At 68.8% G+C, this 14572-nt stretch carries 13 protein-coding genes; 8 read left to right on the plus strand and 5 right to left on the minus strand.

Going from position 1 to position 14572, the window contains the following annotated elements:
* The first annotated feature begins 582 nt into the window (after positions 1 to 582).
* Entirely contained in the window at positions 583 to 1125 is a 543-nt protein-coding gene (locus tag Pph01_RS15795) for a GNAT family N-acetyltransferase (RefSeq protein ID WP_204073843.1), read from the plus strand.
* A 92-nt stretch (positions 1126 to 1217) separates the two neighbouring features.
* Here Pph01_RS15795 and Pph01_RS43330 read toward each other — a convergent pair whose 3' ends face one another.
* Positions 1218 to 1340 carry a hypothetical protein gene (locus tag Pph01_RS43330; protein ID WP_275412834.1) on the minus strand — a complete coding sequence of 41 codons (123 nt, stop codon included), beginning with the start codon at positions 1338 to 1340 and terminating at the stop codon, positions 1218 to 1220.
* 585 nt (positions 1341 to 1925) lie between these two features.
* Here Pph01_RS43330 and Pph01_RS15800 point away from each other — a divergent pair.
* The gene (locus tag Pph01_RS15800) at positions 1926 to 2687 is read left to right on the plus strand and encodes a class I SAM-dependent methyltransferase (protein WP_204073844.1); all 762 of its coding nucleotides are present in this window, start codon (positions 1926 to 1928) and stop codon (positions 2685 to 2687) included.
* 61 nt (positions 2688 to 2748) lie between these two features.
* On the opposite strand, the gene Pph01_RS15805 is transcribed toward Pph01_RS15800, so the two are convergent.
* The 3 genes from Pph01_RS15805 to Pph01_RS15815 all read right to left on the minus strand — a co-directional run bounded on the left by Pph01_RS15805 (position 2749) and on the right by Pph01_RS15815 (position 6082).
* The gene (locus Pph01_RS15805; protein WP_204073845.1) at positions 2749 to 3612 is read right to left on the minus strand and encodes a phosphatase PAP2 family protein; all 864 of its coding nucleotides are present in this window, start codon (positions 3610 to 3612) and stop codon (positions 2749 to 2751) included.
* 316 nt (positions 3613 to 3928) lie between these two features.
* Positions 3929 to 5380: a hypothetical protein gene (locus Pph01_RS15810; protein ID WP_204073846.1), complete on the minus strand. Its 1452-nt coding sequence runs from the start codon at positions 5378 to 5380 to the stop codon at positions 3929 to 3931.
* A 96-nt stretch (positions 5381 to 5476) separates the two neighbouring features.
* Positions 5477 to 6082 (minus strand): TetR/AcrR family transcriptional regulator, encoded by a 606-nt coding sequence (locus tag Pph01_RS15815; protein WP_204073847.1) that lies wholly within the window; start codon positions 6080 to 6082, stop codon positions 5477 to 5479.
* Positions 6083 to 6207: 125 nt separating this feature from the next.
* On the opposite strand from Pph01_RS15815, the gene Pph01_RS15820 reads away from it, so the two are divergent.
* From Pph01_RS15820 to Pph01_RS15840, 5 genes are all read left to right on the plus strand, one after another.
* Entirely contained in the window at positions 6208 to 7221 is a 1014-nt protein-coding gene (locus Pph01_RS15820) for an aldo/keto reductase (protein ID WP_239116732.1), read from the plus strand.
* Positions 7222 to 7431: 210 nt separating this feature from the next.
* The gene (locus Pph01_RS15825) at positions 7432 to 8379 is read left to right on the plus strand and encodes an alpha/beta hydrolase (protein ID WP_204073848.1); all 948 of its coding nucleotides are present in this window, start codon (positions 7432 to 7434) and stop codon (positions 8377 to 8379) included.
* Entirely contained in the window at positions 8372 to 9574 is a 1203-nt protein-coding gene (locus tag Pph01_RS15830) for an acyltransferase family protein (protein WP_204073849.1), read from the plus strand. The genes Pph01_RS15825 and Pph01_RS15830 overlap by 8 nt, the downstream gene beginning before the upstream one ends.
* Positions 9559 to 10881, plus strand: a complete 1323-nt coding sequence (locus Pph01_RS15835) for a sensor histidine kinase (RefSeq protein WP_239116733.1) — start codon at positions 9559 to 9561, stop codon at positions 10879 to 10881. Before Pph01_RS15830 ends, Pph01_RS15835 begins: the two co-directional genes overlap by 16 nt.
* Positions 10878 to 11549 carry a response regulator gene (locus tag Pph01_RS15840; protein WP_204073850.1) on the plus strand — a complete coding sequence of 224 codons (672 nt, stop codon included), beginning with the start codon at positions 10878 to 10880 and terminating at the stop codon, positions 11547 to 11549. The genes Pph01_RS15835 and Pph01_RS15840 overlap by 4 nt, the downstream gene beginning before the upstream one ends.
* A gap of 100 nt (positions 11550 to 11649) precedes the next feature.
* Here the strand turns inward: Pph01_RS15840 and Pph01_RS15845 are convergent, their stop codons facing one another.
* Positions 11650 to 11988, minus strand: a complete 339-nt coding sequence (locus tag Pph01_RS15845; RefSeq protein ID WP_204073851.1) for a winged helix-turn-helix transcriptional regulator — start codon at positions 11986 to 11988, stop codon at positions 11650 to 11652.
* A 65-nt stretch (positions 11989 to 12053) separates the two neighbouring features.
* Here Pph01_RS15845 and Pph01_RS15850 point away from each other — a divergent pair, with 65 nt between their 5' ends.
* The gene (locus Pph01_RS15850; RefSeq protein WP_204073852.1) at positions 12054 to 14318 is read left to right on the plus strand and encodes an LLM class flavin-dependent oxidoreductase; all 2265 of its coding nucleotides are present in this window, start codon (positions 12054 to 12056) and stop codon (positions 14316 to 14318) included.
* The last annotated feature ends 254 nt before the right edge of the window (positions 14319 to 14572 follow it).

Below are 14572 nucleotides of genomic sequence, written 5' to 3' on the forward strand. Positions count from 1 at the left end.
GTGGTGAGGGTCGTGCCTGGAGGTGCTTGACCTCCGCGCCTGAAGGAGCGGACCGCAATCACAGGGCACATGACACTGTGATCAGCTACGAAACGTTGAGAACCACCGAGGCGACCATCGCAGGTCATCGCGGTGGTTCAGGCTTTTCCGCAGGTAGCGGCACTATGTGATTAGTCCAACCGCAAGTGACCGCGCGGAGCCGACCCGCTGCACTCAACGCGTCTGATCCACGGCCACGTCTTCCCACGCCAACTCCCGGAATGCCGGCAGAGGTGGGGATGCCGCCGACGGCTGAGCCCAGCCGACGGCACCGTGCCTAGCCGTTGGTCCCCGCATCGAACCACCACGCATGCCATCGCGGCTACGCAATAACTTGGCGTGCGGCCTGGGGGCCGTTCTCGCGCGGGGCCGGCGAGGCCGACGCCGCACCACATCCGCCCGCACCCGATGAGCGCGCCGCAGGTGGCCGCGCCGCCGCTGCTCGACCGCTACGAGGGGCCTGACGCAATGAGCGTGGGAGGCGTCGCCAGCGGAGTTCTTATCGGTTTGCCGCCTGCCAGGCCGGTCGGATAGGAAGCGTGCATGCTAAGGGGCAGCAAGGTCGGGCTCAGGGCCCGGCACGAAACCGACATTCCGATCCTGCAGGCCGAGCTCTACGACGACGTGGTCACCCACTCGCGTGCCCAAGGCCGGCCGTGGCGGCCGATCACGCCCGGCTCAAAGGACTCGCCGCTCCTGGTGGACGACAAGGAGCAAGGGCACGTTCCGTTCTCCGTGGTGGAGCTGGACGGCGGCACGCTGGTCGGCACCGCGGTGCTGTGGGGCATCGATAACCACAACCGGTCCGCGCACATCGGGCTGGGGCTGCTGCCGTCCGCCCGCGGCAAGGGCTACGGCACCGACGTGGTCGCGGTGCTGTGCCACTACGGTTTCGTCGTGCGCGGCCTGCAGCGGCTGCAGATCGAGACGCTGTCGGACAACGCCGCGATGTTGCGCTCCGCCGAGCGTAACGGCTTCGTTCGCGAGGGCGTGCTGCGCTCCTCGGCCTGGGTGATGGGCGAGTTCCTGGACGAGGTGCTGCTCGGGCTCCTCGTCCAGGACTGGAAGCCGGACTCGAAGGGCTAGGCTGCCGCCCGACGGTCAAGGGCGGCCCGCGGAGCCGACATGAACGGCCGAGGGCCAGGACGGCTCATTGCGTCAGGACCTCTAAGAGCGCACTACTGCTCGCGCCGCTTCCGATCGTGGTGAAGCGCCAGCCTCACTGCGAGGTAGACCACCGCGAACTGCACAGCCAGGCCGATGGTAATCGTAAAGATCTCGAAGACGCCGATACCGAACACAGCACGCTCCAGAACCGTCGAGGAATTCGAGTGTTTCGGTCTCGCACCAGGTGTGTCTATAGAGCCTCTGGCGGGGCCGATGCTGTGGGCCGTGGCCTACTCAATCGTTATGGAGCCGAATCGACGGGGACCCCTCGCTGACCATGAAGGGGGAGGGAGGAACGGGGTGAGGGGCAGTGCCCCTCACGAGTCGCTGAATGGACCCCCATACCTCCGTCACGTTCCAGGAGCGACCGGCATTCTTCAACGACAGCGGTCAGAAGTTCCAGGCGCTCCGGAGTGAGTCCGCGGACATGCTCGAACACCATGTCTCATCCTTCGGTGGAGGCCAGGGGTATTTCAGGCTCGGCAGTAGTGCCGTGCTGATAGGTCAACGCGGCGCGTACGGAGTCGTGTCCCATCCGCTCCATGAGAACGAGCGTCAGGCGGTCAGCGGCGTAGACCGGGCTGGTCACCGCGGTACAGGCATGCCTGGCCGCCATGTCCGCCCTTGCGGCATGACGCGACACTACGTATCGTCCCGATGTATCAGCTTGATATATCGGGGCGACGGCTCGCCGTGGCCCGGCTGACGCGGGAGCTGCGATGAGACGGATCGACTACGACACGGAGCAGTACCAGGACTACGCGCGTGGTCGTGCGCTTACCGAGCAGCAGTTGCAGGCATGGATCAGTGCCTTCGGAGCGGTGCTGCCCGAGCGGCGTCCGCTGGCGGGGCTGGACGTCGGCTCAGGGACCGGCAGGTTCACCCCCGCGCTGGCGCGAGCGTTCGGGCCGGTCACCGGCGTCGAGCCGTCGGTCCGCATGTGCGAGATAGCGCAGGCGCAGTCCCTGCATCCCGGCGTGCGGTATCTGGCAGGCTCCGCCGAGGACATGCCGGTGCCGTCCGGCAGCGCCGACTACGCACTCATGTTCTTGTCTTGGCACCATGTCCAGGACAAGCCGCGGGCGGTCCGGGAGTTGGCCAGGGTGCTCAGGCCCGCCGGGCGACTGCTACTGCGGGCGAATTTCAGCGACCACCATCCCAGGCCGTGGTGGCTGGAGCACTTTCCCCGCGGCCTTGAGGTGGACTCCTCGCTGTTTCAGCCGCTGCACGAGGTCATCGAGATGTTCACGTCGGCCGGCTGGCGCGTTGCCGGCTTCGGCACGGTTACCGAGCCGTCCTCCGGCACCCGCGGTGACATGCTCGAACGGCTGCGCCTGCGCACCCATTCGTTCTTCGCTCACCTCAGTCCCGATGAACTGGAGGCCGGCTTCCGCCGCCTGGAGCAGGCTGCTGCCGCAGATCCCGGCGCACCAGCGCCTGTGTTTTCTGAGCCGCTGCTCACGCTCGAACGGGGCTGGTAATGCCAACGGCGCCTCGCCTCTAATTCAACGACCCCGCATTTTGGTTCTGATCCCCGACAAGTTAGCGCCGAGGACCACTGAGCGTGCGGTCTTGAGTCCGAATGCCGGGCCTCGCCCTGCGCCCGCGTTCGGCGAGGCGGCCCCACATTGATGCGGCTGCGATGGCGGCGACGAGCAACACGCCGCTTCCGACAATGTCGAGCACGTAGTGATTCCCTGTGACGAGCACATTTGCGGCCATGACGAGCGGGAACACCCACGGCAACAGCGCCAATCGCGGGTGAGAGACCCGGAGCGCGGACCACACGGCATACGCGCACCACGCCGACCATCCCACGTGCAGACTGGGCATGGCCGAGTAGAGATTCTGGCCGTTCCCGATCCCTTGTGAGGTATGGCTCTTCAGGATGTCGTATTCAGCGACGATGTCGACGACACCCGGCAGGGCGAACCGCGGGGGCGACATGGGTAGCGCCCAGAAGACCGGCAGAACGAGGGCGATCATCGCGAGAAGGGTCCGGCGGACCTTGATGTAGACATCGGCGTGCCAGATGAAGACCCACAGCAGCACACCGACGAGCACGACGTAGTACAAGCGGTAGTAGTACACCGCCGGCTGGATCAGGGTCGGATGTTCGGTAAGCCACTCGTTCGCCATCTGCTCGATGTCCACGTGGAGGGCGCGTTCCACGGACTGCAGGGTAAGAGCGTTGGCGGTGGCAGACGCGACGTCCTTGCCGGCGGCCGCATGAAGGCGCGTGAAGAGCAGAAACCCGAGAAGCAGAACAACCACTTCAACGAGCACGGCGGGGCGCCCACGCACGCCTCTGACAAGCGCGCCCGATCGGGCATGCTCGATCAGGCGCGAAAATCGACCGGTGGCAATTTCGCGCCGCGAGTTTCCGTGATCCGGTGATGGGCTCACGCGGTCACCATAGCTGACCATGATTTAGTGGTGAACCGTTCAATTCGTCGGGCCTTGGAGCCTGGCTCAACTTAACGGTTTGATGTCGAGCGTCCTTGTGGATCAGCGTAATTGCGGAGAGTGGCCCGAAATTCGCTACGGAGGCGCATTCTCTGAGCTGACCTTTGTACCTGGGGGCGAGCAAAAGGGGAGTCGGAACCCGCGCTGTCAGCTTGGGAATTGCGTGGATCGCGGCCAGATGAAACCTGGAAACTCGTTCAACACGCGGTGAGCGTTTCGCTGTGGGTTCGCCTGTCATGCCCGCGCGGCCGACGCATCATGGTGGGGCTTTCCTTCCGCGGACATCGAGGGCGTCGTGGCCGAGGACCAGGGACTCCACTCTGAGTGTCTCCCCGACTGTCCGTAATCCGTGTGTGCCGTCGAAGGCATCGGCCCGCAGTCGGAACCGGCTCACATCGTCGACCTTGAGAGCGCGCAACCGCCAAGGCCGATTCGGGGAGTCCCGCACAGTGGGCGGGTGGGCTAGAACTACGTCGGCGAAGGATTCTTGAGGTGTCTTGTGACGGGTGTGTGCGGCCGTGTACTTGGCAAACCGGAGCTCACCCTTCAGAGGCAGGCCGAGATCCGGTGCGGTGACGAGGTGCGGGCGCGGCGTCCCTGGTGCGGTGATCCCTTCGATCCATGCCTTGGTGGTGTCCGGGAGTCGCTCCGAGCTGACGATGCGACGCAGCTCATCGGTGAACCAGGGTGTTAGGGCGGGGCCACCGTCCTTGATCCAGGTCTCGACCAGGTTATGGAATGCCGCCTCGCGGCGGCTTCCTCGGCGGGCGCCTGCAGCCAGGATGTCGGTACCCGCGCCGGCGAGTGCGCCGGCGAGCAACCGGACGGGGATCCGATCGACGAGGTGGGCGTGGCGGACCATGCGGATCTCCAGCATCACACTGCGCAAGATCGTGGCGGCGACCAGGACCGCGCCCTCTGGTTGTGGTCGCCGACGCTCAGGTGTGCGGTGGGTCTCTTCCTCATGGGCCGGGGTCCGCTGATCGGCGTCCCGGCCTGCGGTCGAACGATGCCAGGCCGGGTCATCGGGGTACGCGGTGCCGCTGGTGGCGCGGAGCCTGCCGCCCGTCCCGACGCCGATGACTACCCCCTCCGTCCCGCAGTGCAGGGCGAGTCCCATGCGATCGTCGGAGTCGAAACCAACGTCGGTGACGTCCTTCAACCATAGGCGCAACTCGGGCGTTTCCCTCGTCTGTGGGCCACCGTCGTAGCGGCGCGGGGCGGTCAAGACGAGAGACCCGGTCAGCCGGGTGCCGACACGTTCCAGCAGTAGGGTGCGGACCTGGGCGGCGGCCAGGTCGTAATCGGTGCCGAGTTCGAGGGCGGCCTCGGCCGTCAGCGGCATGAACGGCGGTCTCACCCGTCCTCGGAAGTCCCTTCTGTGAAGAGGCTCCGCAACCGGTGGCGGCAAGATCTGTTCCAGTGGCTGCCCCGCCGCCTCGGCTTGCTCGACCATCCACCTCCGCCGCTCTCGCCCGAGATCAGCCATCCAGGCGAGGGCGGCGCGGGCACGCCGCTCGCGTCCGATGGAGGTGAAGGCGGTCGCAGCATGGAACAACGGGAAGGTGTTGTTGTCCCACACATCCGCGACCTGGTAGATCGCTTGCCGGTCGTACAGCTGTACGTCTGCTGACGCCTCCGCGATCTGTACGAGCGACCTGTCCAGCAGCGAGCCCAGGGCGCCCAGCGCCGTCCCACTTCTGGTCATCTAGCGCCGCCTCACCTCATTGCGCTGTCAGTTCTTCGGTGCCTCAGCCCCTGCGGGGCGGCGTGCACCGGCCGATGCGTGTGCTGTAAGTCAGTCTCACGCGCTCGGGGGGCTGTCCGCGGAAGCGGGCACGTCGCTCGCACCGATGAGGTCGAGTGCGGCGGCGAGCAGATCGATGATCGAGGCCGAATCCGCGGTCAGCAGTGCCTGGTTGCGCAGGACGTTGCGTTGCATCTGCACGCCGGTGCAGATGGCGATCAACAGCGCGGCTCGCGTCCCCGGATCGGGGCCGGAGAGCGCGTTGGAAAGGTCACGCTGGTAGTGCTGTTCGAGGTGGTCGCGCATGATTTCGACGGCCCGCTCGTTCCCTGCCGAGCGGATGGTGAGCAGAAGGCCCTTGGCCTGCTCCAGCGGCGCGTCGCCGAGCAGCGCCTCGGCCACGTCACGGTTGCGCCCCGGGACCATCATGAGGGGGTGGCGGTAGGTCTCCTCCACCGCTCGCGTGAACAGCGCCTCCTTCGACCCGAAGTAGCGGGTGATCAACCGAGGGTCGACTCCGGCCTCGCGGGCGATGTCGCGGGTGCTCGCGCCGTCATAGCCGCTGCCGGCGAACGCGTCGATCGCCGCGCCGAGGATGGCGCGTTGTGTGGCCTCGGCGTCGCGTGCACGCCGGGGCGCGGGAGCAGGCGCACCAGTGGACATGGCCCTCATCCTAGGCCCCCTTGACGGTTGTCCTCACTTGAGGACTATCCTTGTCCCCAAGTGAGGACATACCTGCGTGCAGACGAGTCCCGAGCGAGGACATGTCTGCCTGGAAGGACCCAGTCATGAGCATCACCACCCGATTCCTCGGGCCCGACCGTCTCGAGGTCGGCGCGATCGGTTACGGCGCGATGAGCTTCGCCAACCCCTACGGGCAGAACGGCGAGTACAACCCGGACACGATGGCCCGGGAGATCATCGATCGTGCCGCCAAGCTCGGCGTCACCATGATCGACACCGCCGACGGCTACGGGGCCAGCGAGGAGATCATCGGCCGCGCGATCGCCGGCCGTCGCGACGAGTTCGTCGTCGCGACGAAGTTCGGCATCGTCTCGGCTCCGTTCGGCGGAGGCGAAGCACGCATCGACGGCAGCCCCGCCTACGCGCGCGAGCGTCTGGAGCGGTCCCTGCGGCGCCTGGGCACTGACCATGTCGACCTGTACTACCAGCACCGTGTCGACCCGACGGTCCCGATCGAGGACACTGTCGGCGCCATGGCCGAGTTCGTCGCCGAGGGAAAGGTGCGCCACATCGGCCTGTCCGAGGCCGCGCCCGACACCATCCGCCGGGCCGCGGCCGTGCATCCGATCACCGCGCTCCAGACCGAGTGGTCGCTGTGGGAGCGAAGCATCGAGGACGAGATCCTCCCGCTCACCCGCGAACTCGGCATCGGGATCGTGCCTTACAGCCCGCTCGGCCGTGGTGCCCTCACCGGCACCATCACCTCCCGGGACGACCTGAAGGACGAGGACCACCGCAGCGGCATGCCCTGGTACTCCGAGGAGAACTTCGACCGCAACCTGTCGACCGTCGACGTCGTCCGCGGCATCGCCGCCGACCTCGGCGCCACCCCCGGCCAGGTCGCACTCGCCTGGTTGCTCGCCAAGGCACCCGACGTCGTCCCGATCCCCGGCACCCGTCGGCCGGCGTTCTTCGAGGAGAACAGCCTCGCCGCCGACATCGCTCTGACCGAAGACCACATCGCAGCGCTCGAACGCATCACCGTGACCGGGGACCGCGAACACGACACCGCTGTCGCCACGCAGAACTGGTTCAACGGGGTCACCCCGCCTCGCTGAAGACGCCCTTGCCCAGTGGGTGACGGAGGCCCGGGCTGAGGGCACGGCGGCACCCGCGGACGGCTCGGTGCTCCCTCGCGTAGTACTTCGGAGCTACACGGGAGATGCACTCTCCAGCGGGAGGCCGACCACGGGGTGTGATGCGTAGCTTCGCTGCTGTCAGCCCCGAAACCGTACGGAAGGGCCTCTCCTGTGGCCTCCCCTCTGCGTATGAGCCGTCTGCGCCGTGCCCTGCTCTCCACACTCGTCACCGCCTCGGTCGCCGGACCGGTGGCGGGCGCGGCCCGCCCCGCGGCCGTACAGGCACCCGTCCCGCCCGCCCTCGCCCCGTTGCGAACGTTCACCCCCGCCGCGCTGGCCGAGCGGTACGCCGTCACCCGCGACGCGATCCAGGCGGCCGAGCGGACTGCCGCCGCCCACGGCGACCGGTGGCGGGCCGCGATGCTGCGCGTCATGGCCGACCCGGCACGCCGTTTCCTGTCTTTCGACGGCCGTGACGGCGGCCGTGCTGTCGAGGTCTTCGGCGATCTCGCTCACGCCGAGCGGATCGCCGTGCTGGTCCCGGGCTCCGACACGAACCTCGACAAGTACGGACTCCTGCGCGGTGGCGCCATGAGGCTGCAGCAGGAGCTCGGTGGGCGATCCACCGTGATCGGCTGGCTCGGGTACGAGACGCCGAGCACGGTGAGCGCCGAGGTGCTGACCACCGGCCGTGCCGAGCCTGCCGCCCCGGACCTGAGCGCCTTCGTGCGGGAGCTGGCCGTGGCCAAGCCCGCCGCCCGGATCTCGCTCCTGTGTCACTCGTACGGCTCCGTGGTCTGCGGGCGGGCGGCGTCCGGGCTGGACGTGGCCGACATCGTCCTGGTCGGCAGTGCCGGCATCGGTGTCGACGACGTCGGCGCGCTGCGCACCCGGGCCACCGTCTGGGCCGGCCGAAGCAGCGGCGACTGGGTCGGCGACGTGCCGCACACGCGACTCAGGTTGCCCTTCACCACGATCGGGCTGGGCGCCGACCCGGTGTCGCCCTCGTTCGGCGCCAGGGTCTTCGTGGCAGGTGATGGCGGACACAGCGACTACCTCCGGCCGGGGGTGGCCCTGACGAACATCGCCAGGATCGTCTCGGGGCAGGCGCCGTCCGAGGAGGCCCCTCGTGCGTGACCTCGTCCTGCGGATCGAGGCGGCGACCCCGCCCGGCCGTGATCGCGCCGTCGACGCGTTGCGCGCTCTGGCCGTCCTCGGCGTGGTGCTCGGGCACTGGCTCGTGACCGCGCTGATCGTCGACAGCGGAACGGTGCACGTCGCCAGCCCGCTCCGCGCCATGCCGCACCTCGCTCCGATCTCCTGGCTGCTCCAGACGCTGGCGGTCTTCTTCCTGGTGGGCGGGTACGCGGGTGCGAAGAGCCTTGCCGCCGCCCGCGCTCGCGACGTGACGTACGGCCGGTGGCTCGGCACCCGGATGTCCCGGTTGTTCCGGCCGGTCGCCGCCGTGCTCGCGGTGTGGACCGTGGCCGCGGGCGCGATGCTCGCCTTCGGGACCGACGTGGGGACTGTGCGCGCGCTGGTCAAGCTCGTCCTGTCCCCCCTGTGGTTCCTGCTGGTCTTCGCGGCGCTGGCCGCGGCCACCCCGGCGGTCGCCCGGCTGCACCCGCTCGTGCCGCTCGCCGTCGTCGCGCTCGTCGACCTCGTCCGGTACGGCCTGGGCGGCCCCGCCTGGCTCGGCTGGGTCAACGTGGCGGCCGGTTGGCTGGTGCCGTACTGCGTGGGGACGGCGTGGGCCAGGGGCGCGCTGCGGGGCCGCAGGACCGGCTGGGCGCTTGTGGTCGGCGGCGGCGCCGCCACTGCCGGACTTGTCCTGTTGGCGGGTTACCCGGCCGCCATGGTCGGGGTGCCCGGCTCCGCCGTCTCGAATCTCGACCCGCCCACTCTGGCGGCCGTCACCTTCGGCCTCGCCCAGTGCGGGATGGCCCTGCTGCTGCTCGGCCCGTTGCGGCGGGTGCTGCGCCGCCGGGCCGCATGGGCCGTGGTCGCCCTGGTGAACCTGTCGGCCATGACGATCTTCCTCTGGCACCAGACCGCGATGATGGCGGTTTCCGCGATCGGCCTGTTGGGGGGTCGGCCGCTGCCCGGCCTGCACACCGTTCCCGACGGCTCCGGTTGGGTGCTCGCCCGGCTGGCCTGGCTGCCGGTGTTCGCGACCGCGCTGTTCGTGTGCTGGGCCGCGTTCCGTACGCACGAGCGGGGAACGTCGAGGAAGCGCGGCGGCACCGGGGAGGAACGTCCCATACCCGTCGTAGGGTGGACGTCGCCGATCAAAGAGTCGAAGGTGGCAAACGGCGCGTGGGGCGAGAGCTGATGAGGGTGCTGTCGGCGCTGCCGCGTGTCCTGCGCTCGGACCTGTTGACGTGGGTCCGCGATCCGCTTCCGCCCATGGTGGGACCCCGCTGGCTGGCCCGGCTCCCGCACGTCCTGGTGGCGCTGTTCGCGATCTTCGCGGCCGCCGGCGCCGTCGACGGCTCGGGGCCGGATCCGCGGGTCCCGCTGCTCACCATGGCGCAGGCGGCGGCCCTCGTCGCCGCGATGTTCCGCCCGATACCGGCCTGGTGGACGTCGACGGTCGTCATGGTCGTCGCCGCGAAGATCGTGGAACCTCCCGCCGCGTCATGGGACATACCGGGGGGTGCCGCGCACAGGGTGATGTCGATCCCCTGGTCCGTTCAGCTGATGGCGCTGCAGGCGGGGGTGCTGTTCCTGGTGGCGTTGCGGGTCCGTCCCCGGGTCGTGGGGGAGACGCTGGCGATCAGCGTCCTGACCGGCCTGGCCTGCCTGATGCTCGTCAACCCGGGCATCGGTCCCGGTCAGATCGTGCTGGCGCCGCCCTTCTTCGTATCGGTGACAGCAATCGGTGTCCTGGTGGGAGTCGGCGCGGTGCTCCGTGGCGAACGCGTGGCCCGCACCCGGCTGTTCACCCAGGAGGAGCGCACGGCCGAGGAGCGGGCCAGACGCACGGTGCTCGAGGAGCGCAGCCGGATCGCCCGGGAACTGCACGACGTGGTCGCCCACCACATGTCGTTGATCTCCATCCAGGCGCAGGTCGCGCCCCACCTGGTCAAGGACCCTCCGGAAGAACTGAAGGAGAACCTCGCGGGCATCCGACAGAGCGCCGTCGAAGCCCTGACGGAACTGCGACGGGTCCTGGGCGTGCTGCGGTCGGAGGATGCGCTGGAGGACGAGGCCCGGCATGCGCCGCAACCCACCCTGGAACGGCTGGGCGAACTCGCCGAGACGGTGCGAGGCGCGGGTCTCATGCTCGCCATCGAGACCACCGGCGAGCCACGCCGGTTGTTGCCGGGCGTCGAGCTGTCAGCGTTCCGCATCATTCAGGAGGCGCTGTCCAACGCGATGCGGCACGCCCCCGGCGCGGCGGTGCGAGTGCAGCTCGGGTATCGGCCCGACGCGGTGACCATCCGCGTCGTCAACGCCGCGCCCGACCGGCCCGCACCGCCCTCCTCCGAGCCGGGCCACGGGCTGCTGGGCATGCGCGAGCGTACGGTGATGCTGGGAGGCGAGCTGGTCGCCGGTGCCACACCCGACGGCGGCTACGAGGTGCGCGCGACCCTGCCCGCCGATGCCGGGGCACCGCCCGGGGAGGACACGACGTGACGCCCATTCGGGTGCTGATCGCCGACGACCAGATGATGGTGCGTCAGGGCTTCACGGTGCTGCTGAACGCCGAGCCCGGCATCGAGGTCGTCGGCCAGGCCGTCAACGGTCTCGACGCCGTCGCCAAGACCGCCGAACTCGAACCGGATGTCGTGCTGATGGACATCCGGATGCCCGAACTCGGCGGCATCGAAGCGACCCGCCGCATCACCGGAGCGGCCGGGGCCGCCGTCAAGGTCCTGGTGCTGACGACATTCGACCTCGACGAGTACGTGTACGAGGCGCTGCGCGCGGGGGCGTCCGGATTCCTGCTGAAGGACGCGTCGGCCGCCGAGCTCGCCCACGCCGTGCGGGTGGTGGCGGCCGGCGACGCGCTGCTCGCCCCGACCGTCACCAAGCGCCTCATCGTGGAGTTCTCCCGGATGACCGCCGTTCCGCGGGCCCCGCTCAAGGAGCGGGTCGGCGACCTGACCGAACGCGAGACCGAGGTCCTGTGCCTCATCGCGCAGGGCCTGTCGAACGCGGAGATCGCTGTACGCCTGGTGGTGGCGGAGCAGACGGTGAAGACCCATGTGAGCCGGATACTGGTCAAGCTGGGGCTGCGCGACCGCACCCAGGCCGCCGTCTACGCGTACGAGACGGGCCTGGTCCGCCCGGCCGGGTACTAGACCGCCGCCTCCTCGGCTCTGAACCGCTCAGCCGGTCGAACCGTTGATCGGCTCGCCGTTTCCCGGCTTGGACCGCGGCCCTCGCTCGGCCAGGAGCTTTTCACCGTACTGCGACCGCTCCCAGTCGATGCGCCAACGATTGAGGCCTTCGAGAGGCGAGGAGTTCACGGCCACGGTCAGTGAGGCCGTAGAGCACTTGAACGGGTGTGGTGGGGATGACGGTGCGCTCGACAAGAGCGGCCTGTTCGAGCTGTTTGAGCCGGGCGGTCAGCAGCCGGCCGGACAGGCCGTGGACCATGGCCAGGATCTCGGTGAAGCGGCTCGCGCCACGCGCCAGGGCGAGCAGGATCGCTGCGCTCCAGCGTTGCCCGACCATCTCGACGGCCTGCTGGAAGCGACGGCACTCCTCGTCGTCGATGTTCTCCCATCGTGAATCCACTTACCTAAGGTAACCGAGTTACTCGCTCATTGCACCAGATGGCGACATAACAGGACGATCCATCCATGCCTGACTATGGCCAGCCGATCCGCTTCGGCACGTTCGTCACCCCTGTCAACGACCCCGCGTCGCACCCGGTTCAGCTGGCCGTGGTCTCTGAACAGCTCGGCTATGACCTGGTGACTTTCCAGGATCATCCTTACCAGTCCGACTTCCACGACACCTGGACCCTGATGAGCTGGGTGGCCGCCAAGACCGAGCGCATCGCGCTGTCGGGAAACGTGCTCAATCTGACCCTGCGCCCGCCCGCGGTACTGGCCCGCGCGGCAGCGAGTCTGGATCTGCTCTCCGAGGGGCGCCTCACTCTGGGCGTAGGGGCAGGCGGGTTCGCCGATGCCGCAGCCGCGATGGGCGCGCCCAAGCGCACCCCCGGTGAAGGTATGCAGGCGCTGGGCGAGGCGATCGAGATCATCCGGGGGATCTGGGCCGCCCGTGAGCGTGGCCCACTGCGGGTGCATGGGCGGTTCCATCAGGTCGACGGGGTGCGCCGAGGCCCGGCACCATTCCACGACATCCCGATCTGGGTCGGTGCGTACAAGCCCAGGATGCTGAGCCTGACCGGTCGGCTCGCTGACGGGTGGATGCCCACCCTGTACGGGTTCACCGAGCCGGGATCGCTCGAAGCCGCCGTCGAAAGCGTGGACGCGGCGGCCAGGCAGGCCGGCCGCGACCCGGGCGACATCACCCGAGTGCTGAACATCCGGGGCCGGTTCTCTCCTGACGCGCGTGGTCAGCTCGACGGCCCGCCGAAGCTGTGGGTCGAGCAGCTGACCGAGCTGGCGATCGAGCACGGCTTCTCGACCTTCGTGCTGATGAGCGATGAGCCGGGCGAGCTGCAGCGCTTCGCCGAGGACGTCGCGCCCGGTGTCCGCGAGGCCGTCGCCGCGGCGCGCCCGGCCACCTCGCAGCCACGTTCGCGCGGCGGCGCCGTCCTGGCCAAGCGGCACTCCGGGATCGACTATGACGCAGTTCCCGCCACACTCGCCGCCAGGGCGATCGAGCCTGGGGATCGTGAGTACGCGCGGGTGCGCTCGACCTATCTGCGTGGCGGTTCGCCCGGTCTGGTGCTCTCGGTCACGAATGCGACCGAGGTGGCTGAGGCGATCGGCTTCGCCCGCACGCAGTCCGTGCCACTGGCCACGCGCAGTGCCGGGCACGGCATCAGCGGACGTTCGACCAATGACGGCGGGATCGTCATCGACCTCTCGGCCATGCGCGGCGTCGAGGTCCTCGACCCGAAGGCCGGGACGGTGCGGGTCCAGCCCGGGGCTCGTTGGATCGAGGTCGCCCAGGCCCTGGCACCGTACGGGCTGGCGATCAGCTCCGGTGACTACGGCGGCACGGGTGTCGGCGGTCTGGCCACCGCCGGGGGCGTCGGATACCTCTCCCGTGCCCACGGGCTGACCATCGACCATCTCACCGGCGTGGACATCGTCACCGCTGACGGCACTCTGGTCCGCGCCGACGAGACGGAGAACCCGGACCTGTTCTGGGCGGTGCGTGGAGCGGGGGCCAACTTCGGCATCGTAACCTCCTTCGACTTCCGCGCCGACCGCCTCGGCCGGGTCGGGGATGCCCAGTTGGTCTTCGACGCCTCCGAGACCGCGAAGTTCCTCGTGGCGTGGGGACAGGCATCAGAAGGCGCGCCGCGGGACACCACCGGATTCCTGAACTTCGGCCAGGCGCATGGAGGTCAACAACTCGCTCGGGCGCGCATCGTCGTCGACTCGGAAGATCCTGATGTGATCCTCGAGCGCCTCGCCCCCTTCCTCGAGGCCGGGCCGCTGCTCGGGCATGAGGTGGTCATCACCACCTACTCCGAGATCCTGTCCGCGGCCCCGCGTGAGCAGGCGTCCACCTCATCTGGCGAGCCGAACGTCCGGTCAGGGATGCTCTCCACCATCACACCCGAGTTCGCCACTGCGGTCGGTGACTTCCTGGCCGGCGGGCAGGGGTTCCTGCTGCAGTTTCGCGCGGTCGGCGGCGCGGTCTCCGATGTCCCGGGAGACGCGACCGCGTTCGCTCACCGCGACGCGAACTACGCCGTGGCCTGCTTCGGCATGCCCGGTCCCGGCCTCGACCGTGCCTGGGACGAGCTTCGCCCGTACTTCTCCGGCCTCTACCTCAGCTTCGAGACCGGCCCGGTCGACCAGCGTCTCCACGACGCCTTCCCGCCCGAGACCCTCACCCGGCTCCGCGAGGTCAAAAGCACCTGGGATCCCGAGAACGTCTTCCGCGACAATTTCAACGTCTGGGCCGACCGGCCGTGACCATGGTGGTTGTAGGTCGGCTGAGAGAGCCGGCCGGCGGACGCGTGAGTACCGTCGCCGAATCAGCTCGGTCGGCGGCGGTTAGGTCGTGCACGGTGCCAGGTTCGACCTCGGCATCCGTTCCTCCGGTCCCAGCCATCGAGCCGTACAGGTCTGAACTGCGGTGGCCCGGTTACCAGCGTCTGGGATGAAGGATTGCTTACAGATCGCTGGTGGCCGGGGGAGGAGCCGGCAACCGGCATGCTTGCGACGGT

It is taken from the genome of Planotetraspora phitsanulokensis (assembly GCF_016863295.1).
GTDB lineage: Bacteria > Actinomycetota > Actinomycetes > Streptosporangiales > Streptosporangiaceae > Planotetraspora > Planotetraspora phitsanulokensis.

Coding starts and splice junctions, on each gene's coding strand:
- Pph01_RS15815 (WP_204073847.1), bottom strand. CDS start 6,082: ATGTCCACTGGTGCGCCTGCTCCCGCGCCCCGGCGTGCACGCGACGCC.
- Pph01_RS15820 (WP_239116732.1), top strand. CDS start 6,208: ATGAGCATCACCACCCGATTCCTCGGGCCCGACCGTCTCGAGGTCGGC.
- Pph01_RS15800 (WP_204073844.1), top strand. CDS start 1,926: ATGAGACGGATCGACTACGACACGGAGCAGTACCAGGACTACGCGCGT.
- Pph01_RS15810 (WP_204073846.1), bottom strand. CDS start 5,380: ATGACCAGAAGTGGGACGGCGCTGGGCGCCCTGGGCTCGCTGCTGGAC.
- Pph01_RS15825 (WP_204073848.1), top strand. CDS start 7,432: ATGAGCCGTCTGCGCCGTGCCCTGCTCTCCACACTCGTCACCGCCTCG.
- Pph01_RS15850 (WP_204073852.1), top strand. CDS start 12,054: ATGCCTGACTATGGCCAGCCGATCCGCTTCGGCACGTTCGTCACCCCT.
- Pph01_RS15795 (WP_204073843.1), top strand. CDS start 583: ATGCTAAGGGGCAGCAAGGTCGGGCTCAGGGCCCGGCACGAAACCGAC.